The following is a 21,411-nucleotide window of genomic DNA, read 5'->3' on the forward strand; positions in this document are numbered from 1 at the left end:
CTCCAAACCCTCCGGAAGACTCCCCATACTCTCGGCTTTTTCCAAGGCATTTTGAGCCAACTGTTCATTCTGAGCACTTCGCAGCTTCTCATCCAACGTCTCATCGGTGCGTCTGCCATCCGAATCACGGTCATTCATCTCATCATGCGTTATCTCATCTTTGAGGATTTCATAAATCTCTTCGGCATACTTGTGTGTAAACCGTTCCTCATAGGTGATTTTGATCGGAGGGGTAAAACCGTTATCGATCAGCATGCCGTTGATTGCATGGTCGCACGCCATATGCCACAGCCACGGACTACGGCTGCTTCGGCGTGCGGGATGGGAGAGGATCGTATGCATCGCTGCATTCGCAAGGGCAAAAGAAATCTCACCCTCGTTCAGCGTTTTAAAAAAATCGTCGCGGTATTCGAACCGATTATCCTGAGATGAAAAGGTTTCAATGTTATCGTTCGGAATGATTTCCAAAGCACTCGCCAACGTCCCGAAATACGGGTGCTCTACGAGAAGCTTCGCTTTGGCCGCAGAAAAGTTTAGCATAGCAAATAGGCGTAGGCATTGACCCAATCGCCGTAGCTGTTTAAATGATCCATACGGATACCGCGGCGCTGCAGATCTTGGATGATCATCACCGAAAACTCACTCTGAAGATTCAGTGTATACCGGAGAAGATGATCAATCTTCTCATCCTTCGGATCACGCAGAATATGGCTCACCAGTGCCGAAGAGAGGGCATAGAGCGCCGACACGTCGCTCGGTGTTTCACTCTCCTCTCCCCGCATAATCGCTTCGATATCGGGCAAAAGGTTCATGACACGGCAAAAGCCTAAAAAATCAACGGCATTGGCATCCCCTACCGCTCCGCCGATCGCTTCAAGAAGAAGAGGTGCCGGCAGCGGGCTTTGCAAAATCATATGGACCGCTTCCCAACTTCGCGGTGTCGCGAAACTCCGCTCATTTTTCAGCGGGTCAAATCCGAACAGTGCACTGTTTTTAAACCCGATATAGGCAATGAGACGCGCATCAATCCCCCGTGTGTAGGCCCAATCGCGCCAATCGTCTACGTTGACCTCCATCTCGATGTGAACGAAACGGTTGGCCAGCGGCGAGGGGAGGCGGTAGACGACCCCGCGATCGCCTTCACGGTTTCCCGCCGCGACAATCGCCCACCCCTCGGGAAGCGTGTATTCCCCTACTTTGCGATCTAAAATCAGCTGATACGCAGAGGCCTGTACCGCAGGGGCAGCAGAGTTGAGTTCATCAAGAAATAAAATCCCCCTCCCCTCACGCGGTAAAAACGACGGCGGAGCCCAGAGAGCCTGGTGTGTTTGGGCCTCATAAAACGGAATCCCCTTGAGGTCGGTAGGATCCATCAAAGAGAGGCGAAGATCGATGCATTCAATCCCTGCCTCATGGGCGATTTGTTTGACGATAGACGATTTCCCGATTCCCGGAGCACCCCATAAAAATGTGGGTATTTGCGATTCGATCAACGAACCTAATGTTGTTACGGCATCCGACGTTCGCATCAGTTCCATCCTATGTTATGAGTTTGTATATGTTTTCCGAATGCAGGGTTAGTTTTAACCCTCCGTTCAAACCGACGATCAAGCGAAAGCTGATAAAGCACCTCGATAGAGGTGGCAGTGTTCGAGGCAAGTGCAGATAATATAGCAGGATCACTGCTGTGGGACAATGTTGCGAGTATCTCCGAATCCAAAGATGGATTCGAAGCCAATTCTACACTATACCCCCCTAAATCATAGAGATAGCTGCACCATTTTGGCGTTAAAAATGGGTTCAAGGCCAATGCCCGCAAGACTCCCTCTTTTTGGGTATGGATCAACCGTTCCTGCATCGTTTCACTCAAGGTAGGATTCGATGCCAACGCTTCCGGATACGCAGAAAGCAACCGCTCAAACCGTTCCTCATCCAGCCCTATATTGGCCGCGATCAAATCACCGTAGTTTTCTTCCAGAAGCGCTGAACCTTGGGGCGATAGTGCTTCGTTCTGTGCCAATAGCGTATGCAGTTTCTCATCTTTCAAAAGCTCTTCTTCAAGTGAAAGCGGAACCCGGCGCGCCAGTAACCCTGCACGCTGAGGCATTAATGATCGCAAAATCTTCTCAGGGGTATCGCCATGAAGCGCAATAGCATCCAATACTCCGTTCAAAGAACGGTCATTCGGAGACTTCAATTCTCGTGCTATTGGGGAAAGTTCCGCAATCGCGCTGATCAATTCCGCACTCCCGTAACGCTCGACAAGATGAGCCAAACCGCTCATGGCGTACTGGACATTATGATTCCGGGCCAAATCTTCATAAAAACGCCCGATCAGTGCGGCGGTAACATCACGGTTAGAATCGTTATCAAACAACCCTTCCCCTTGCCAATCGTAGAGCTTAAGAAGTTTGAAAAAGAGTTCATCAGTGATATAGGGGTTTTGGATAAAGTCGACCAGACGTTCCTGATCTCGGGAGAGCTTGAGACTCATCAGCAGACGGTTGGGCTCGAGGGATCGGCACAGCCACTCTTCCAAAGGGTCAATCTCTACAATCGGTGCCGCATGGAGAGCATACAGCCGTGCACTCTCATCCTGCTCCATCGGATTCATCAAGCGTCCCTCGATAATGAGCTGCACTCCCTCCTCAAACTGACGGCAAAGTACAATATTATGAAGGGTTAACAAGGTCTCGAATTCTTCATATTTCAATGAGCGGGTTTTACCCAATAACAGTATCGATTTTCCGCTTAGCTCTGCATAGTTCATTCGCGCATTATAATCACACCACCCTAAAAAATTCACAGGAGGGTATAATGTCATTGATTACTTAAAGGATTTTTTACGATGGATGAACTCTATGCCGCAATTGCCGCCTATGACGCGCAAGACTTTGCAAAAGCCTATGAACTTCTTTACCCGCTAGCTGCCTACAAACGTAACCCTGAAGCGCAATTTCACATGGGAATGCTTTATTTTTACGGTGAAGGGGTCGAAAAAGATATCGACCAAGCAATGGAGTGGTGGAAAAAAGCGATGCGTAACGGTCATGTCGATGCGGCGTACCGTCTCAGTGAAATCGCCACGTCAACCAAAACAACGTTTTAATTTAACCGAGTACCCTTCCGATACTGTAACGCATATCCTCATCGAGGCTATCCATGTTCCCAAGCATCCAGGTCAGGTATCCTTTGTCTGCTTCAGCGATTTCAGTGAGGGTTTTACCCTTATATTTGCCGAATTTCAGCGGTCGGGTATAAAATACCGGTGTTTGGGTCAGCTCAACCATTTTATCGATCGGGTTAACTCCCGCAAAACGTTCCTGTAAACGTTTACGCAATTCGCTCAAAAAGAGTTTCAAAACAAGCACGTCGCCGATCGCATCGTGAGCTTTGACTTCGATTCCCAACGCATCGGCTTCGGCTTGCTCAATTTTATACAATCCCAGAGCGTACCGAAAATACTGCAGACGATGCGCTTCCTCATCCTCAAACAGATATCTCGCGCATCGAAGCGTATCAATCAGACGCATTTGAGAGGTAAAATCTTCTTTCGAGAGCATTCCCAAATCAAACGGGGCATTATGAATAATAAGAATATTTTCCGGAGTATTGAGCGCGCATAGCGCTTGAAATGCGGGAGTTTCTCTGCATTCAGGCTTCCCCTCGATCATATCGGGGGTAATGCCGTGAACTTCCATCGCGCCGTAGCTGATGGGGACTTCAGACGAACACATATCATTATAGACATCAACTTTTTTACCGTCTAAAACCATATAACCCAATTGAATAATACGGTCATTTTCCCCCGCACCGGTTGTCTCGGTGTCGAGTAAAATGTATTTAGCCATTAATACTGGTCATCTTCTGTATCAAGATCAAATTCATCATAATCATCTTCGTCTTCTTCATCTTCGTCATCATAGAGGGCGTCATCGTCGTCTTCATCCCCTTCGCCTTCGCGCATAGAGGTCAGTTCGGTATAAAGCTGTTCCGCTTCTTCTTCGTCGATATCACCGCTTTGGATCTCTTTGAGAAGCTCTTTATACTCATCGCGAAGCGCTTGCATATCTTCTAACTGTAAACGCTCTTGGGGAGTTGCATCTTTTTGAGAAGCAATGGATTCGAAAATATCGTCAATATGCTCTTCGACATCAGGAATCAACTCGCTTTGTATCAAATGCTTTAATTGTGTAATATAGGCCATTTTTAATCCTTATGAATTGGATGTATTATTATACTTCAAAAATTCCTCAAATTTTTCTTCGCTGAGCGGTCGGGCATACTTATATCCCTGCCCCTGCTGGCATCCATACCGTTTTAAAGCATCCCCCTGCGCTTCTTCTTCGATCCCCTCGGCAATCGTTTTCAACCCAAGGGCATCTGCCATCGCAATAATCGCTTTGACGATGGCGCAGTCTTGTTCATCTGCAGGAAGACCGCGGACAAAAGACTGATCAATTTTCAGCTTATCAATCGGAAAGGTTTTCAGATAGCTCAAACTCGAATACCCGGTTCCAAAATCATCAATGGCCACTTCGATACCCAAGGCTTTGAGGGCAATCAACTTTTCACCGAATACTTTAGGGTTGCTCATCAATACACTTTCGGTAATCTCCAATTCTACAAACTCTGTTTCCAGAGTGCTTTCACGGATGATACGGTGAAGCGTCTCGACGACATCCGGACGATCGAACTGTTTTCCTGACACATTAACCGATATCCTGCCGTGAAAAAGCCCTTTGCTAATAAGACGTTTGGTTGCTGCACAGGCTTGCGCCAAGACCTGCTCCCCGATCGGGATAATCAAATGATTCGATTCGGCCAAAGGGATAAACATGTCGGGTCTGACGATCCCCAATGAGGGATGTTTCCAACGCACCAACGCTTCAGCACCAATCACCGCCCCGCTGGAGAGATCAATTTGCGGCTGATAATAGACCACAAACTCTTTCTCATCGACCGCGCGCCGAAGTTCCCGCTCCATCAGAACCCGTTCAAAAAGCTGAGCACTCATCTCTTGCGCAAAATAACAGTAATTGCTTCGTCCCGCCTCTTTTGCTCTGCGCAAGGCGATGTCTGCATTTTTGAACAGTGTCTGAGCATCATCACCATCATCAGGATAAATTGTAATCCCCATACTTGCCGTAAGTTGAAAATCATTCTCTTCCGTATGAATCTTTGCATCAAAGACGTGGACGATCTCTTTTAATATTCGGTCACATTCATGCAGGTCTTGGAGAGATTCCAAAACAATGATAAATTCATCCCCCCCGATTCGTCCGATCGTATCTTCATGGCGAATAATCCGCCCCATTCTCAAAGCCACTTCCCGAATCACTTCATCCCCTGCAATATAACCGTAGGATTCATTAATGTCTTTAAAATTATCAATATCGATATACAGCACCGCGAGTTTGCTATTTTCACGATCAGCATGCTCAATCGAATGTTTTAATCTTGCATTGAGAAGCAAACGGTTGGGAAGATTCGTCAGCATATCATAATGGGTTATCCGCTCAAGCTCCCGCTCTGATTCTTGCTGACGGGTAATATCTTCACCGGATGAAAATGTCCCTATTGCCTTGCCGTCACTGTCTCTTATCAGCGCATTATGCCATGCGATAGTCCGCTCTTCACCGTTTTTTGTCCGTATTTTATTTTCAAAATACTCCATTATCTCCTGTTTACCGCTCATAATATCACGAAAAATTGCTTTGGAATGTGCCGATTGTCCCTGAGTTACAAAGGTATCAAACCAATTTTTCCCAATTGCTTCGTCTTGAGTCACACCCAAAATATTGCACCCTTTGGGATTTATCAGTTCAATTGTTCCTTCAGAATCGAGGGCCATGCACATTACTGCCGCAATATCCAAGTAGAGTTTACTTTTTTCTTTTTCCAATTCGACGGTATGTTCCAATGTCAACCGTAATTTTTCACTCAAACGCACTAATTCGGTAATATCATTCAGAAAAAGTTTCATGATCGGCTGATTATTGACTTCCGCATCGAGCAATGTCACTTCATACATACGGGCATTGATCTCAATTTTTTCGCGATCGACTCCTCCGTGTACTCTTAGTCCATGGAGAAGATTATCCCAAAGTTCTGTGGTCAGCATTTTCGATACCGGATCATCAATTTTAACCTGAAAAGTCATCATTGCTTCGGCATTCAGCCATTTAATGATCTGGTCATGTCCTATATCAATAATTTCACAAAATGCGAGTCCTAGTAAGTTATACGTCGCTTTTGCATCTCTGAGTTTTGATTCGAGTTTGACTTCCAATGCAGTATTGTAGTTTTGTACCAAATCTTTTTCGGCCAGCAGGTATAACTGTTCATCTCCCCCTTTGACCATCAGATGATGAATGTTCCTCTCTTTCATCATCTCTACCGCATCATGAATTTTTTCATTCATCTCTATCGTCATAATCGGAGAATGCATATAAAGAGAAATACATTCGCTGCTTGGTATGTTCTTATATACCAGTCCCAGAATATCTTTCTCCGTCACGATACCGACAGGGTGAGATTGTTCAGTAACGATCAGAACATCGCGCTTTTCGCTATGCAGCAGGCTAATCGCTTCATGTATACTCGCATCATGCGTAACCGTTACCGCCTGATTGCTTCGTTTTAGATATTGAAATACTTCATGTGCACTGTGAACTTTATTTTCGTAATAGAAGAGGATATCACTTTGACTGAGGGTGGAGAGATAGTGTTTGTTATCATCGATCAAGACAATTCTTCGGATATCATAATCAATCATCAATTCAATCGCCATCTCCACCGGCCGGTCCGCATGAATCGATATCACCGGATAAGATGCAAATTCAATCGCTTTTTTTTCGCCTTCAATACCGTTTCGGTAAAGTTCAATAATATTTTTGAGTGTCAATATCCCAGCGATCGTATCGTGATCCATCAAAACAATGTGACTTATTCCCTCATGCCCCATCTTCTCGATCGCATCATGCAATGTTGCTTCGGAAGAGATAAAATCATTTTTATACTGAACAAGATCACTGAGTAACATCACTATTATCCTAAGCTAAGTTATCAGGATTATACTGCAATAAAAGAATGATTACAAAAAGTGAAAAAAACAGGTAATAACAAAGGTTGATTCTGGAAAATTTTGGGTTTAAAAACTGAAGGATTGAAAAGAAAAGGATGGTGCGGTCGGGGGGATTTGAACCCCCACACCCGTAAGGCACTACCACCTCAAGGTAGCGTGTCTACCGTTCCACCACGACCGCATCTAAAAGGTGATCAGCCGAAGCTGATCGGAAGAAAAGCGTGAGCCTTACGCAGCCAAATACGGGTTAGCGTAAAGTGCAATAAGAGCGATAACAAGTGTATAGATAACTTGTGCTTCGATCATTGCAAGAGCGATGAACATAGTTGTCATCAATTTCCCACCAAGACCTGGGTTACGAGCTGTACCAGCGATAGTTGCAGCAGCAGTGCTACCCATACCGATAGCTCCACCGAGTGCAGCCAAACCAAGACCAACACCAGCAGCGATCATAGAATACGCTTTCAATGTTTGGTTAGCAACGTCTGCAGTTGCAGCCGCAGCAGCAGGTGCAGCATCAACAGCCGCTTCAACAACTGCCACTGCTTCTTCAGCACCGAATACAGACGCTACAAGAGCGAGCATAAGAAAAAGAACTTTTTTCATGAGTAATCTCCGTAATTAAATCAAAGTCTGTTCGGATAGTGTCCCTACTTATCACTTTGTGGGTGGAAGTATAGTGAGGGTGAGCTAAAAAATTACTTAGCTCGCCCTAATCCGATCTTATTTCCTTTGAATTCGACGATCTCTACCATCAATTCATCCCCTTCATTCACGACATCGCTCACGCGGGAGATATGACTGTCGGAAAGTTTTGAGATATGGATCAATCCGTCTATTCCGCCAGGAAGTTCAATAAAAGCACCAAAGTCGACGATCTTTTTCACTTTTCCTTTAACAACATCCCCCACTTTGTATTCTACTTTCTCTACCGGAGAAGAGCCGCTCACAATCCCTTCGATATGATCTCGGGCTCCGCGCAATCCATCACGATTTTTACCGGTCAGTTTGACGGAACCTTTTTTCTTGTCGATATCGATCGTCACATCAAAACGCTCGATAATCTCACGAATCGTTTTACCCGCTTGTCCGATAATATCGCCGATGAAGCTCGGATCGATATGAAACAAATCGGTACTCGGCAAGGTCCCTTCGTTCAGTTCGATCTTGTCTTCGCTGCTGATCATAATATCAATAATATGGGCACGTGCTTCTTTGGCCTGATACAGTGCCTCTTTAAGAACATTCAAATGGATACCGCCGAGTTTGATATCCATCTGCATCGCCGTAATTCCCTCTTTGGAACCGGCTACTTTAAAATCCAAATCGCCGTCATGATCTTCTAAGCCCATAATATCGGTCAAAATAGCATGCCGCTCTCCTTCGGAGACCATTCCCATCGCAACTCCCGCAATAGGGTCTGCCATTTCGATATCACCGGCGCGCAATGCCATATAGCCGCCGCAAACGGTAGCCATAGACGATGAACCGTTTGATTCGAGGATTTCAGAGACTAAACGGATCGTTTGGCCATTACGAACACATGCCCCTTCTAATGCTCTCTTAGCTAAATTTCCGTGCCCAAGTTCACGACGGCGCGGTGCTCCGATCGGTGAAGGTTCACCTACGCTGAACCCCGGAAAATTGTAATGGACCATAAACGCTTCATTTTGTGTTCCCGAATCGGTGAGATTTTCAAACATTTGCGCATCTTTCATTCCTCCCAAGGTCAGTACAACCAATGCTTGGGTTTGTCCGCGGGTGAAGAGAGCCGATGCATGTGCGCTAGGCAATACGTTTGTCTCAATGCGGATCGGACGGACTTCACGAAGTCCGCGCCCGTCTGCACGTACTTTTTCATCTAAAATCTGAGCACGTACCATCGAACGTTTGACCGCTTCAATCGCTTTTTTCAACTCATGTTCATTCCATTCCGGTTTTTCTTTAAGAATCGTTTTACGAATGGTTCTAAGTGCCGTTGAACGTTCTGTTTTTGCCATCTGATTGATGCCGCGTTTCAAATCGTCGGTATGGTTCGTCCGGACATACTCCATCATCTCGCTATCCGTTTCACTGATTTTATACTGCAGTTCAAACGGCGCTGACGCAAACGCTTTAAACGCGTTTTCATATGCGGTATTGGCTTCAAACAATGCGGCTTGCGTCTGTGAGAGAACCTCTATCAACTCATCTTCGTTCATCGCATTCGATACGCGTACCGCAATTGCAGGTACATTCATCGCCGATTCGACCAAAGGATCCATAATTCCGATCTCAACCATTTCCATCTCATCAGAACCGAGAGTTTGCATCTCGATCATCAGCATATCCTCTTTGCTTCCCGCCAAATACAAATCAAGGGTGCTCTTTTCCAGCTGAGAACGTGTCGGATTAAAGATAATCTCTCCGTCAATCTTTCCGACGCGAACAGCACTCACCGAATTAAAAATATCGATATCCGAAACATACAATGCGGCAGATGCGGCATTCAACGCCAAAACCTGCAAATCTGCCTCTCGATCAGCACTCAGCACCATTACGGTAATCTGAATAGGGTTAGCAAATCCTTTCGGGAATAACGGACGCAGTGATCGGTCTACAATCCGGGAAGTCAGGGTTTCAAAATCGCTCGGCTTGGTTTCCCGTTTAATAAACCCTCCCGGAAATTTTCCGGCAGCGTAACTTTTCTCGATATATTGTACGGTAAGCGGTAAAAAATCCTCATCGACGAAATCAGTCTCATCGACGACAACCGTTGCCAAAATAACGGTATCTCCGCATTTAAGCCATGCGGCTCCGTTAGCCTGTGCGGCTACTTGAGCGAATGCATAAGCTTCGCTTTTATTTTTTAATTCTAACTCAACGTTGTATTTCATCTCTTCTCTCCAAAATAGTCTCTATGGTTTCTTCATCTACCGTCTCAAATTCGTGGTAATAATACCCCGTATCGATATAGTCTTCGATCTCTTGGAGGCAAAACACGCCATCGACAATCGGATCCAGTGCTTCTACGACACTGGCAGGCATAATTGGGGCGGCGACGTAGACCGCCTTGGCTTTTTGGGCAAATGCCGTTTTAATCGCACACATAAGCTTCAGCCCAGTTTCGCTTCCCTCGTCAATAAGGAGTATATTTTTCCCCTTCATTGACTTAAAATGTTCTCCCTTACGGTATTGATAAACGGCACTTAAAATCTTTTCCTCATGCTTACGGGTTGCCTCGCCGTAAATATAATCGACTTGAATATCAAATGCATCCACAAGCGCTTGGTGGATAACTATCTCTTCCGTTTCGCTCACCCGGGCAAGCTCACACTCAGAGTTTTGAGGAGCAGTGATACCGGCAGAAAATATAAAATCTATCGGTAGCTTCAGACGAAGGTTGATCTGGGATGCAATCACTAATCCGCCCGAAGAGACTGCAATCAGGTTCCATGATTCACCTTTCATCCGGTCCAACGGCAGAAGCTCTTTAAGCTGCAGTGCAGCATCGGAACGATTTTTAAATAAAAAACGGCGTTGCGGTCTCATACTTCTACCTATCGTTTCATTGCGGAGGCACTACCAACAACGTATTTCAAATCATTATCAATAAATCTAAGTCCTAATCCTAAGAAAATATTCTGAGATCCTGGATTGAGGAAATTATCCCATCCACCGTAAAGTTCAAGATGTTTCAGCATCTGATACCGTACTTGCGCTTTTAAATGAGCTCTCTCAGAACGCCAATCATTAACCGCATTAAAGTCAAATGCTTCAGCAGTAAACTTCAGCTTATCATGATCCATAAAATAATCGACACCGACTCCTCCGGTCGATTCAATGGCACCGAATCTAAATAAGGTATTATCAAACCGTTTTCCGTATTGCAGCGAGTAAAGAGTATCACTTTTTTCATGTTTGAGCGGAAGCTTGTTGGGTATTGAGTAATCATCCGTACTGATCAGATCAAACATATAATAGGTCTCAGGATTCGGGAGATAATTGACTCCCAAATAAATTTTGCTGTACCCGTCTCGAATCATATAATCGGTATGCATTGCTACTTGCAATTCACTTGTCGTAAAGGTACTCAACATCGAATCGACTTTTCCAAACGCCTCTTCTCCGCTTTTGAAAAAAGATCCTGCCGATTCAAGTGCCGTTTTCAGCGATGAACGGTTCTCTGCCAAAATATCGGAAACATTGTCCTCGATATTGGTAAATTTATCAACCGCTTCGGGAAGTTTGTGTTCCAAAGAACCGCTGATATTATCCATACGTGTCGTCAAGGAATTGATCCGTGCCATGATCGCAGGAAGATCTTGATTTACCGTGTCGGCAGTCTGGCTAAATCCGGCACTCATCGTTCTAAAATTAGCGATTGCCGCATGCAGGTCATCTCGATTTTCAACAATAACGCCGTCAAGATTAACCCCGACGTTTCGAAATGCAATAATCGCTTCCTGAATCGCTTGACGATGTTCATCATCGAGTGTCGCTCTAAAATCTTTCAATAGTAATTCCAACTCTTTGGCCGCAGCATTCACCGAGTCACTCGTCTGATCAAAGGAAGCATATTGCTTGGATTGTGAAAGGATACCATCGGCTTTGATACTGGCTGAGGAATCGCCCACCGTAATGTTTATGACTTTCGAACCCAATAACGATTCTTGCGCGACAATAACGGATGAATCCTCAGGAATTTTGATCTCTTTATCAATCATCAATGTCAGCCGGACGCGTTTTCCTTCAATCGTAATCTCTTCTACATCACCGACCGTAACTCCATTCATCAAAACATGCGTATGTTTTTCAATCCCTGAAGCATCTTCGATATAGGCTTGAATTTTGTACCCTTCGCTTCCCCATTTTCCCAACGATGTTACCTGCGTTGAGAGAAACAATAAAGCGCCCAAAGCCATTACGACAAAGAGACCGATTTTCGCTTCCAGTTTCATATGCTGTCCTCTTTATTTGGTCATTTTGTAATTAAACTCAGACCCGCCGATAGGTTTGAGAATAATGGTGAAAAAGATGTACGAATCATCAACAGAGTTATTATTCACATTATTGGTCAAAACCGGGCGACGGTTTTGCACGTATCGTATCCCAAAATCAAGACATCGCTGAGAATATAAAAATCCGATTTCACTCCGTTTGAGCAAATCTTCACGATAATCGTACGCTAAAATAGTAAAAAAGCGGTAATGCTGATTATACTGGTATGCCGCATCGGCATTCCAATAACTGGCATATACCGGGGTATTGTTGCGAAGTTCATCTGTATAATAATGACTCACGCCGGCATTTACGATACCGTCATTATAGCGCAGTGTATTTTGTTCTTTGGTGACACGGTTACGATCATGATTATAGGCTGTTTGATTATATATCGAAATGGCTTTCCCGATCGTCCATTCCAGCTCATTTTGCAACTCGCCGTAATAACTTCCCTGATCATCATAACGGAAATTTTGAGAGAGGCGGTCGACAAAGAGCTGTTTTCCCCCTTCAAAAAGGTAGTTGTTCAGTCCCAGTGACAAGGTATCACTCGGCTCATTCAACGTATAATATTCACACGCCGGATTCGTACTTCCGACAATACATTCTCCGTTAGAATGATATGTTTTATAGTAACCGTCGTAATAGCGGTTCCCGGCTAGCGTATAACTTACCGACGGAGCAATAACATGTGTTAGTGTTTCATAGGGGCGAACCAAAGTCGATGAGAGGGAGAGCGTATGATCGAGCTGTGCATAGAGTCCCTTCTCGTAACTATCCGTATCCGTGCTTTTCGGATTTCCGTAAAAACCGATCACCTTCGATGTCGCATTCGCCGTATAACTTACATCCAAATACTCATCAAACAAAGCCGTCTGAAGCGTCATCGGTATAGTAAAGTCCGCTTCAACAGCCCGTTTGCCATCCGGCCGGTAAAAATTGGTTGCCATCGCATCAGCACTGATCAAGAAATGATCGTCCAATAAATTTTCTAAGTAGCGATGATAATGCAAACTTGGCAATGTCTGGATCGTTTGTGCATTAGATGGCTGATCCAAATACTGATAATGTTTTAAATATGCCCCGACATAGTTATCTTCACTGCTGTAGTAGGTGTTGATACGGGACATTACTTGATTATTGATCACATTTTGGGTTTCATCACTGTGTTGCAGGTTCAGATAATCGACGTCATTCATCCACGATCCGTCAACGTAAAGTCCGGATTCGCCTTCAAGATTCAAATCAAACCATTCCTTTAAAGGAGCAGTATGCCGGTACTTAACATCGTACCCATAATGTTTGATATGTGCCAAATCATACTCAGCTGCGTATTGAGCCTGCTCTTTAAAATATCCCATACTGATCGAGCCTTGGGAGGATGGTGTATCAATGAACCTAAAATCAGTGTAAATACCTGACCCTCGAGAGGTACGGATTTGAGGCCTGAATTCTGCATCCCACCAATTTTGCGGTGCAAAATAGATCGGTTGCTGATAATAAAATCCTTCCGAATTTGACCATCCGAAACTAGGAAGCAGCAATCCGGTTCGGCGGGTAGTATCCGTCGGATAACCGAAGTAAGGAAGATAAAACAGAGGAATATCTTTTATTTCCAAGCGTGCATTATAAAGATTGACCCACATCTCTTCCGTATCGTAATCCGCGCTGCTAAAGCGTATTTTCCACAAAGGTGTATTCGAATCGCACCCGGATAATGTACCGCTGGCCAAATCAATCTCGTTTTTACATGTTTGCGCTTCATCGGTGCTCATCCACACACCGCTATCTTGGCTTAACATATAGTACGGTTTAGAATAGCGGGTTTCATTCAAAAGATCCGCACGGGAATATTCGCTGATGACATGGTACTGCTGCGCTTTAAAAATATTTACCGAGCCTTTGGCCTCCACAACACTTTTATTGTGATCGTAAGTGAGTTCATCAGCACTCAGAATCTGATCTTGATACACGGCAACCGGATTACCTGTCGCAGTTGCAACCGATCCGTTCGTATCGACTATCGTTCCAAACAGCTCTACGCGATCATTACCCAGCAATACAGTTGATGTAATCAGACTGAGCCAATAAAATTTACGCATCGATCACCAATGTCCGTGCAGTTCGGTCATGCCAACTCCGCCGATAGGGATCCAACAAAGCCCAAACAAATCCAAGATAAAAGAGTATTTCACTGACTACCCGAAAAACACTTCGGTTAAAGGCACTCAAAAAACTCGGATTTGAAAGTGTTGTGAGTTCAATTATGCGTATTTTCATAATAATTTTTCCGAGACTGGCACCGTATTGCATTGTAAAAAAGGTTTGGTAAATAATTTTAATGGCCATATACTCTAATAAAAAACTATTAGTGACTGCTATCATCGCTTCGAAAGTATCGGCCTTTGAAATCGCATCCCATAAGATAATAATCATAATAACAGACAGCAGTAATTCATCGATGCCGAATGCAGCTGCCCTCTGGCGTATTGAAGCCAAAGAGAGATGTTCCCGCTGCATCAGCGAATCAATATTCTCATCCATTAACGCAGTGCCTGATATGCAATATCGGTACGAAGTTTTTTACCGGCAAAATGGACTTGTCCGCAAAGCATATAAGCACGGTCTCGTGCTTCTCGGATACTATCCCCCACCCCGACGCAGACTAAAACCCGGCCGCCGGATGCATAGAGTTTTCCATCTTCCGAAATGACTCCGGCATAGGCAATATGCGTATTTTGGGCAATCTCTTCGTGATGAATGTCATCAACAATAATCTCCGCCGGTTCCGAATTATCATACGGATAATTTCGGCTTGCCATGACAACACCAACAGCATACTTGTTATGAAACTCGACATTAAGCGTATCAAGTTGTTTGGTTGCCGCTTTATAAAAAAGCTCACTGGCCGGAGTTTTAAGGAGTGGCATCAAAATTTCACATTCCGGATCACCGAAACGGACATTGAATTCCAGCGTAATCGGCTCTCCGTTCACGATCATAAGACCGATAAAGAGAACCCCTTCAAACGGCGCTCCCTCTTGCTGCATCCCGCTCAATGTCGGACGGACGATCCGATCTTTCACTTTTTCGTAAATGGTATCATCGACTAGCGGTGTAGGGGCATAAGCACCCATTCCCCCGGTATTCGGTCCTTCATCGTTATCCAAAAGGCGTTTATGATCCTGCGCGGCGGGGAGGAGTATAAAATCTTTTCCGTCACACAAAGCAAACATAGAGAGCTCATACCCGTCTAAAAACTCTTCTACGACAACCCGTTTACCGGCATCGCCGAACGATTTCCCGCTGAGCATTTCGGAAACGGCAACTTTAGCTTCCTCATAGCTCATCGCGATAATGACCCCTTTGCCGGCACATAAACCATCCGCTTTGACAACAATCGGCGGAGTCAAAGATTCGATAAACTTAAAGGCATCACCGATATGATCAGTTTCGATATAGCGTGCTGTCGGAATCGCGTACTTGGCCAAAAAGTTTTTCATATAGACTTTTGAGCCCTCTAATTGAGCCGCCGCTTTAGACGGGCCGAAAATAACCAGCCCTTTGGCTTTGAACACATCGACAACGCCATCGCTCAAAGGACCTTCGGGTCCTACGATTGTCAGGTCGATAGCATTATCCGCTGCAAACTGTGCAAGTTCTTCGTAATCTTTTATCTCAACATTTTCGCCAAGCATCGTTGTAGCACCGTTGCCGGGGGCAAAATAGAGTTTTGTAACCGCAGGATCTTGTTTTAATACTCTTCCGATTGCAAATTCGCGTCCACCGCTTCCGATTACCATTACTCGCATAGATCACCTTGAAAAAAATTAATTATCTTATTTGAAACTCGCAAACGTTTCTCAAATAAGGTAAAAAGCCCGGGCGGGCGTTTCGCAGTAGCTTTGGTTCTTCAAAGCTGTAATTGCGCCACATCGAGCGTCTCTTCCGGCGGCAATCTCTCACGCGTTAGCGCTCAAACAAGACCACCGACACACCGAAACGTCTACAGATATGACTAGTTGTATATGTAGAACCCTCATATTGCGATTACTCGCTTCGCCCAGAGTAAATAATTATAACCCTAAAAGCTTAAAAGGGTGATGAATTTTCATCCAAAGAAGCAATTTGGCGTGCCAAATCGACTGCTGCTGCAACGCTGGCGGTCGGGCTTAGGAATGATGAGACACCGGGAGGCAATGCATTTTGAGTTGTTTTACCGATTACAACCACTTTTTGCGTCGGCAGGATCGAATAATTCTGGCTAAAACATCGGATACTCGAGGGAGAAGTAAAAACCAATATTCCTTCTTGGTCAATCGTGCAGTTTGTCGCTTCTTGATTGCAGAGCGTTTCATACACAACCGCTTCATCGATCCTCAATCCTCGCTTACGCCCTTCTCCTATCCAATCCGATGCAACAATTTTCGGACGCAGATAAATCCATTTTTGGCTGGTCTCCTGCGAAAGCAATATATCCGGAATCGATTTTCCGTATCCGTCTCCTATCTCAATATTAACGGCACCTGCTTGACGCGCATACTCTGCCGTAGCTTCGGAAACACAAACACATTGGAGTCGCTTCCAATCCACAGCATACGGTTTTAGAGCCAACACAGCTTGTTTGGAAGTAAGAATAATCCCTACGTATTCGCTAAAGTCAATTTTTGGAGTCAGGAAATGGATAGAGAGGATAGGAATGTGGATAACTCCCGGATAGGGAGTTTTGGAAATCAGATAAATCGGGCGCAAAGGTGCGCCTTATTCCCACTCAATCGTTGCGGGAGGTTTGGAACTGATATCATAAACGACTCGGTTGATACCGTCGACTTCGTTAATGATACGGCGGCTTATCCGCTCTAAGAGGGTATGCGGCAGATGGGCAAATGTTGCCGTCATTCCGTCGACTGCTTCAACAACACGGACACATACCGTGTTGTCATAGGTACGGTTATCTCCCATAACACCTACGCTTTTTACGTTCAGAAGTACCGCGAATGCCTGCCATGTTTTCAGATAATAACCGCTTACTTTGAGTTCATCGAGCAAAATTGCATCGGCTTCACGAAGCAAGTCAAGATCCGGTTTATTCACTTCACCCATGATTCGAATACCCAATCCCGGTCCCGGAAACGGATGGCGGTTAACGAGAGAATCCGGCAAGCCCAATTCAAGCCCGAGTTTACGCACTTCATCTTTAAAAAGATCACGTAACGGCTCAATCAATTCAAAATCCATCCAATCCGGTAATCCCCCGACATTATGATGGCTTTTAATCGTTACCGACGGCCCATTGACAGAAACGGATTCGATAACGTCAGGGTACAATGTCCCCTGCGCCAAAAATTTGATTCCGTCGTGTTTTTTTGCTTCCGCCTCAAAAACTTCGATAAACGTATGTCCGATGATTTTACGTTTTGTCTCAGGATCAGTTACACCAGCTAATTTACCGAGAAAGCTTTCAGAGGCATCGGCCACAACGAGAGGGACTTTGAGATGGACTTTGAAAATATTCTCAACCGATTCACGTTCCCCTTTACGAAGCAATCCATTATCAACAAATACGGGAATCAGCTGATTGCCGATCGCCTCATATAACAATGCGGCAACGACGGATGAATCAACACCGCCGCTGAGCGCACAAAGAACTTTTCCGTCTCCAACCTGAGCACGGATTTTGATAATTTGTTCTTTAAGAAAATGCCCCATATCCCATTTATCGGTAATACCGCAAATTTTACGGGCAAAATTGCGAAGCATCAAATAACCCTCTTCCGAGTGGTTAACCTCAGGGTGATACTGCATCGCATAGACTTGTCGTGCTTCATCCGCAATCGCTGCATACGGAGAATTCGGTGAATAGGCAATCGGAACGAATCCTTCCGGCAATACATCGACTTTATCCGAATGGCTCATCCATACGGCACGCTCGTCTTCACACCCTTCAAAGAGTACCGAGTGCTGTGTCATATCGATGGTGAGTTCCGCTTTACCGTACTCATGGTGATCACTGCGAATGACCGAACCGCCGAAATCAACTGCGATCCGCTGCATTCCGTAACAAATCCCCAAAACAGGGATTCCGAGGGCATAGACCCCTTGATCCACTTCATAAGCATCTTTGTTATAAACCGAGGAAGGACCTCCGCTGAGGATAATCCCTTTCGGATTTTTAGCTTTGATAGCATCGATTTTTGTGTGGTACGGGAGTACTTCACAATAAACTTTATCTTCGCGCAGACGGCGAGCGATCAACTGGGTGTACTGTGAACCGAAATCAAGGACGATAATATTGACATCTTTCAAAGGAGAGCCTTTAAGTGGAGATAATCGGGAGGGAGTGGATACCCTTTGCGTTATGAAAGGGTACCGTAATGTAGTTTAATTTTGAATATTGTCTAAGCGCCAAAACCGAAAACGATAAATTGAACATACCATATCGATACGGAAGCGATGTATCCTACCAATACGGTCCATGCCAATTTCATGTGCGAGGCAAAAGTATAAATACCGTGCAATTTTCCCATCACACCGACACCGGCAGCGCTTCCGAAACTTATCAGCGATCCGCCAACACCGGCGGTCATCGTGACCAGCATCCACTGCGCGTGTTCAATGTTCGGGTTAGCTTTTAATACCGCCGACATAACCGGAACGTTATCAACGATCGCGGAGAGGAACCCGACACCGATATTAACAATCGTGGGATTGAACATTTCATACAGTTTCGCCGCATGAGTCAAGAAACCGGCGAAATGAAGCGCTCCGACCGCTGCCAAAATACCGAAGAAAAAGAGAAGTGTATTGTTCTCGATTTTGCTGATCGAATGAAAAATATCAACATCTTGATTATGTTTTTTCTTAAGCGAATACATATACAGCTGCAAAATTGAGAGACCGAAAAGCATTCCCCACATCGGAGGCAAATGCATGACCTGTTTACAGATTACCGCCAGTGCGATCGTCGTGGCACCAAGGAAAATAATCACTTTTCCACCTTTAAGAATCTTTATTTTCTCGGCAGCTTCAGGATCTCCGTCTTTAAGCGGGTCAAGATCGGGAACAAATTTGCTGAGCAAATATGCGGTGATTAACCAACCGAAAAATGATGCCGGGAAAAGATAAAGAAAATCTACAAACGCTCCTTTTCCTGCTGTCCATGCCATCAAAGTCGTAATATCTCCAAATGGACTCCATGCACCGCCGGCATTGGCCGCAACAACAACGTTCAAAGCACTCGGAACCAGAAACGCTTTATCATTTTTTTCGATCGTCACTAAAACAGTCGAAAGAATCAGTGCAGTGGTCAGATTGTCGGCTACCGGCGAAATGAAGAATGCCAACAACCCGGTAATCCAAAAAAGTTCACGATAACTGTACCCTTTGGCAATCAGTTTGCCTTTCAGCGCATTAAATACCCCTCGCTCGATCAGCGCTTCAATAAATGTCATCGCAACGTATAAAAAGAAAAAGATCTCCGCAATTTCAAGAATCAAATGGGCAATTTCATTTTCAAACGGCTTAAAATCAAGTCCGTTAAAAGCATAAAATCCCCCGATCAGGACAAACATAAATGTTCCGGCGAATAAGGCCGGCTTTGCTTTATCGAGATGATACTTTTCTTCTGTCGCAATAAAGTAGTACCCTACGACAAAAATAGTAAGCAAGAACCATCCAAACGGATGAACTGCTAAATCAACACCGTGATCGGCTATGGCTGTTGTCATTCTTTGACTCCTTGTGTTATGTAATGGACACCGATGGATTCGGCTCTATTTTCTGCACTTTCTACGATTGCGTGAGCCGTTAGAAGACGTAGCTTTAAAAGTCTACCACACTTTTCATGCAACATGCTTTCAATAATCTCTTTTGTACGGTGCAAGCCTTCCGGAGTACGTTTGATCGAAACATTATCCCACATTAGGCGGCGCAGGAAATCTTTTTTCTCTTTATCACCGGTTTCTTCCAGAACCTCTGTTCCGAGTTCAAAAGGGCCCTTGCAGGAATGAAGCTGATGCACTAAAATTGATTCTGCCGCTTTTTTTGCATATACCAGACCTTCCAATAAGGAATTACTCGCTAACCGATTGGCTCCATGAACTCCCGTTGAAGCCGCTTCGCCGACACTGTAAAGTCCGATAATTCCGGGAACCGATCCGTCCAAATTAGTTTTTATACCCCCGATGGCATAGTGAAATGCCGGAGAAATCGGAACCCGATCCTTTGGTAAGGTATATCCAATATCCCGTAACGATTTATAAATATTGGGAAAGCGCTCTTTAAAGTACTCAGGCTCGAAATTTTCACAGGAGAGAAAAACCTCTTTGCCGCTGCGCTGCTTATAGTCAAAAATAGCACGGCTTACGATATCGCGCGGAGCCAATTCCCCTCGCGGATCATATTCGAACAAAAAGCGATACCCGTTGTCGTCAACAACGTGCGCCCCTTCCCCTCTGAGTGCTTCGGACAGAAGCTGTTTGCGCGCCCAGGTATTCGCGACAAAAACGGTAGGATGAAACTGCATCATTTCCATCGCTTCAAGCTTAATCCCTTTCTCGATGCAGATACCGTGAATATCTCCGCTGATTGTGGAAGCATTTGTATGATATTCGTATAATGATCCTACACCGCCGCTGGCGATAATGACATTATCGGCTAAAATAATTTTGCGTTTTCCTTCACTGACTACCTCCACACCGCAGCACTGGCCGTTTTCGATCAATAAGTCGACCACCGTCGTATCACTGAGCATCAAATGCGGGTTCTGATTGAGTAAGAAAAAATGAAGATGTCTCCCCGTTGCATCTCCTCCGGCATGAAGAATTCGACTGCGAGAATGAGCGGCCTCTTTGGTATAGAGCAAATGCCCCTCATCATCTTTGTCAAAAGAAAAACCGCGTTTCAGCAGATCATGTATGACCCCTTGCGAATTTTGACTCATCAACTCAACCGCATCGATATCGCACATTCCAGCCCCCGCATCGAGGGTATCTTGGATATGCACTGCAATATCGGCATCATCATACGCTGTGGTAACTCCCCCTTGCGCATAATAGGTATTACACTCCCAAGGATAGGACTTGTTGATGATTAAAACATTGAGCGTTTTTGGCAAGGCGATTGCCGCATACAGCCCGGCAACACCGGAACCGATAATCACTACATCGTAGCGCAACTCAAATGCCTTCTTTTGCGATAGGTTTTTCATAATAGGGAGGAGCTTTATAGCCGCATCCACTCATAAGTCCCATCACAAGGACTATACTGCAGATCATTATCCATTGTTTTGCCATGAATCTCCCCTGGCGTTTAAGTTCTTATTATTGGATGGTATAATAGCT

Annotated in this window: 18 protein-coding genes and 1 tRNA gene; 1 reads left to right on the forward strand and 18 read right to left on the reverse strand. The window is 44.9% G+C overall.

The features are described from left to right. The 3 genes from WAO38_RS10690 to WAO38_RS10700 all read right to left on the reverse strand — a co-directional run. Window positions 1-540, reverse strand: a 540-nt coding sequence (locus WAO38_RS10690; RefSeq protein WP_422236959.1) for a DUF2201 family putative metallopeptidase, incomplete at its 3' end; no start/stop codon positions are given. Further along, the gene (locus tag WAO38_RS10695; protein ID WP_422236961.1) at window positions 534-1,538 is read right to left on the reverse strand and encodes an AAA family ATPase; all 1,005 of its coding nucleotides are present in this window, start codon (window positions 1,536-1,538) and stop codon (window positions 534-536) included. The genes WAO38_RS10690 and WAO38_RS10695, both read right to left, overlap by 7 nt. Beyond that, complete coding sequence (locus WAO38_RS10700; protein WP_422236963.1) at window positions 1,529-2,770, reverse strand: hypothetical protein; 1,242 nt, start codon at window positions 2,768-2,770, stop codon at window positions 1,529-1,531. The genes WAO38_RS10695 and WAO38_RS10700 overlap by 10 nt, the downstream gene beginning before the upstream one ends. A gap of 78 nt (window positions 2,771-2,848) precedes the next feature. Between WAO38_RS10700 and WAO38_RS10705 the strand changes: the two genes are divergently transcribed. Next, window positions 2,849-3,109: a tetratricopeptide repeat protein gene (locus tag WAO38_RS10705; RefSeq protein WP_422236965.1), complete on the forward strand. Its 261-nt coding sequence runs from the start codon at window positions 2,849-2,851 to the stop codon at window positions 3,107-3,109. A 1-nt stretch (window position 3,110) separates the two neighbouring features. On the opposite strand, the gene WAO38_RS10710 is transcribed toward WAO38_RS10705, so the two are convergent. The 15 genes from WAO38_RS10710 to nadB all read right to left on the reverse strand — a co-directional run bounded on the left by WAO38_RS10710 (window position 3,111) and on the right by nadB (window position 21,278). After that, window positions 3,111-3,851, reverse strand: a complete 741-nt coding sequence (locus tag WAO38_RS10710; protein WP_422236967.1) for an exonuclease domain-containing protein — start codon at window positions 3,849-3,851, stop codon at window positions 3,111-3,113. Next, window positions 3,851-4,207 carry a hypothetical protein gene (locus WAO38_RS10715; protein WP_422236969.1) on the reverse strand — a complete coding sequence of 119 codons (357 nt, stop codon included), beginning with the start codon at window positions 4,205-4,207 and terminating at the stop codon, window positions 3,851-3,853. Before WAO38_RS10715 ends, WAO38_RS10710 begins: the two co-directional genes overlap by 1 nt. 9 nt (window positions 4,208-4,216) lie before the next feature. Then, entirely contained in the window at window positions 4,217-7,045 is a 2,829-nt protein-coding gene (locus tag WAO38_RS10720) for an EAL domain-containing protein (RefSeq protein WP_422236993.1), read from the reverse strand. A 138-nt stretch (window positions 7,046-7,183) separates the two neighbouring features. Beyond that, window positions 7,184-7,268: transfer RNA gene (locus tag WAO38_RS10725), tRNA-Leu, on the reverse strand. Window positions 7,269-7,315: 47 nt separating this feature from the next. Next, window positions 7,316-7,693 carry a F0F1 ATP synthase subunit C gene (locus tag WAO38_RS10730; RefSeq protein WP_422236971.1) on the reverse strand — a complete coding sequence of 126 codons (378 nt, stop codon included), beginning with the start codon at window positions 7,691-7,693 and terminating at the stop codon, window positions 7,316-7,318. A 92-nt stretch (window positions 7,694-7,785) separates the two neighbouring features. Next, window positions 7,786-9,963 (reverse strand): polyribonucleotide nucleotidyltransferase, encoded by a 2,178-nt coding sequence (locus WAO38_RS10735; protein ID WP_422236973.1) that lies wholly within the window; start codon window positions 9,961-9,963, stop codon window positions 7,786-7,788. Next, entirely contained in the window at window positions 9,947-10,618 is a 672-nt protein-coding gene (locus WAO38_RS10740) for a phosphoribosyltransferase (RefSeq protein WP_422236975.1), read from the reverse strand. The genes WAO38_RS10735 and WAO38_RS10740 overlap by 17 nt, the downstream gene beginning before the upstream one ends. A gap of 8 nt (window positions 10,619-10,626) precedes the next feature. Next, complete coding sequence (locus WAO38_RS10745) at window positions 10,627-12,027, reverse strand: MlaD family protein (RefSeq protein ID WP_422236977.1); 1,401 nt, start codon at window positions 12,025-12,027, stop codon at window positions 10,627-10,629. A gap of 12 nt (window positions 12,028-12,039) precedes the next feature. Beyond that, complete coding sequence (locus tag WAO38_RS10750) at window positions 12,040-14,172, reverse strand: LPS-assembly protein LptD (RefSeq protein ID WP_422236979.1); 2,133 nt, start codon at window positions 14,170-14,172, stop codon at window positions 12,040-12,042. Beyond that, window positions 14,165-14,614, reverse strand: coding sequence for an RDD family protein (locus WAO38_RS10755; RefSeq protein ID WP_422236981.1), 450 nt, complete (start codon window positions 14,612-14,614; stop codon window positions 14,165-14,167). The genes WAO38_RS10750 and WAO38_RS10755 overlap by 8 nt, the downstream gene beginning before the upstream one ends. Further along, window positions 14,614-15,882, reverse strand: coding sequence for a phosphoribosylamine--glycine ligase (purD, locus tag WAO38_RS10760; RefSeq protein ID WP_422236983.1), 1,269 nt, complete (start codon window positions 15,880-15,882; stop codon window positions 14,614-14,616). Before purD ends, WAO38_RS10755 begins: the two co-directional genes overlap by 1 nt. Before the next feature lie 280 nt (window positions 15,883-16,162). Next, entirely contained in the window at window positions 16,163-16,822 is a 660-nt protein-coding gene (locus tag WAO38_RS10765; RefSeq protein WP_422236985.1) for a uroporphyrinogen-III synthase, read from the reverse strand. Between the two features lie 9 nt (window positions 16,823-16,831). Further along, the gene (gene guaA, locus WAO38_RS10770; protein ID WP_422236987.1) at window positions 16,832-18,376 is read right to left on the reverse strand and encodes a glutamine-hydrolyzing GMP synthase; all 1,545 of its coding nucleotides are present in this window, start codon (window positions 18,374-18,376) and stop codon (window positions 16,832-16,834) included. Between the two features lie 92 nt (window positions 18,377-18,468). After that, window positions 18,469-19,797: a sodium:proton antiporter NhaD gene (nhaD, locus tag WAO38_RS10775; RefSeq protein ID WP_422236989.1), complete on the reverse strand. Its 1,329-nt coding sequence runs from the start codon at window positions 19,795-19,797 to the stop codon at window positions 18,469-18,471. Then, on the reverse strand, window positions 19,794-21,278 hold the full coding sequence (nadB, locus tag WAO38_RS10780; RefSeq protein ID WP_422236991.1) for an L-aspartate oxidase: 1,485 nt from the start codon (window positions 21,276-21,278) through the stop codon (window positions 19,794-19,796). Before nadB ends, nhaD begins: the two co-directional genes overlap by 4 nt. Window positions 21,279-21,411 lie beyond the last annotated feature (133 nt).

The sequence above is a fragment of the Sulfuricurvum sp. genome (assembly GCF_049277495.1).
GTDB lineage: Bacteria > Campylobacterota > Campylobacteria > Campylobacterales > Sulfurimonadaceae > Sulfuricurvum.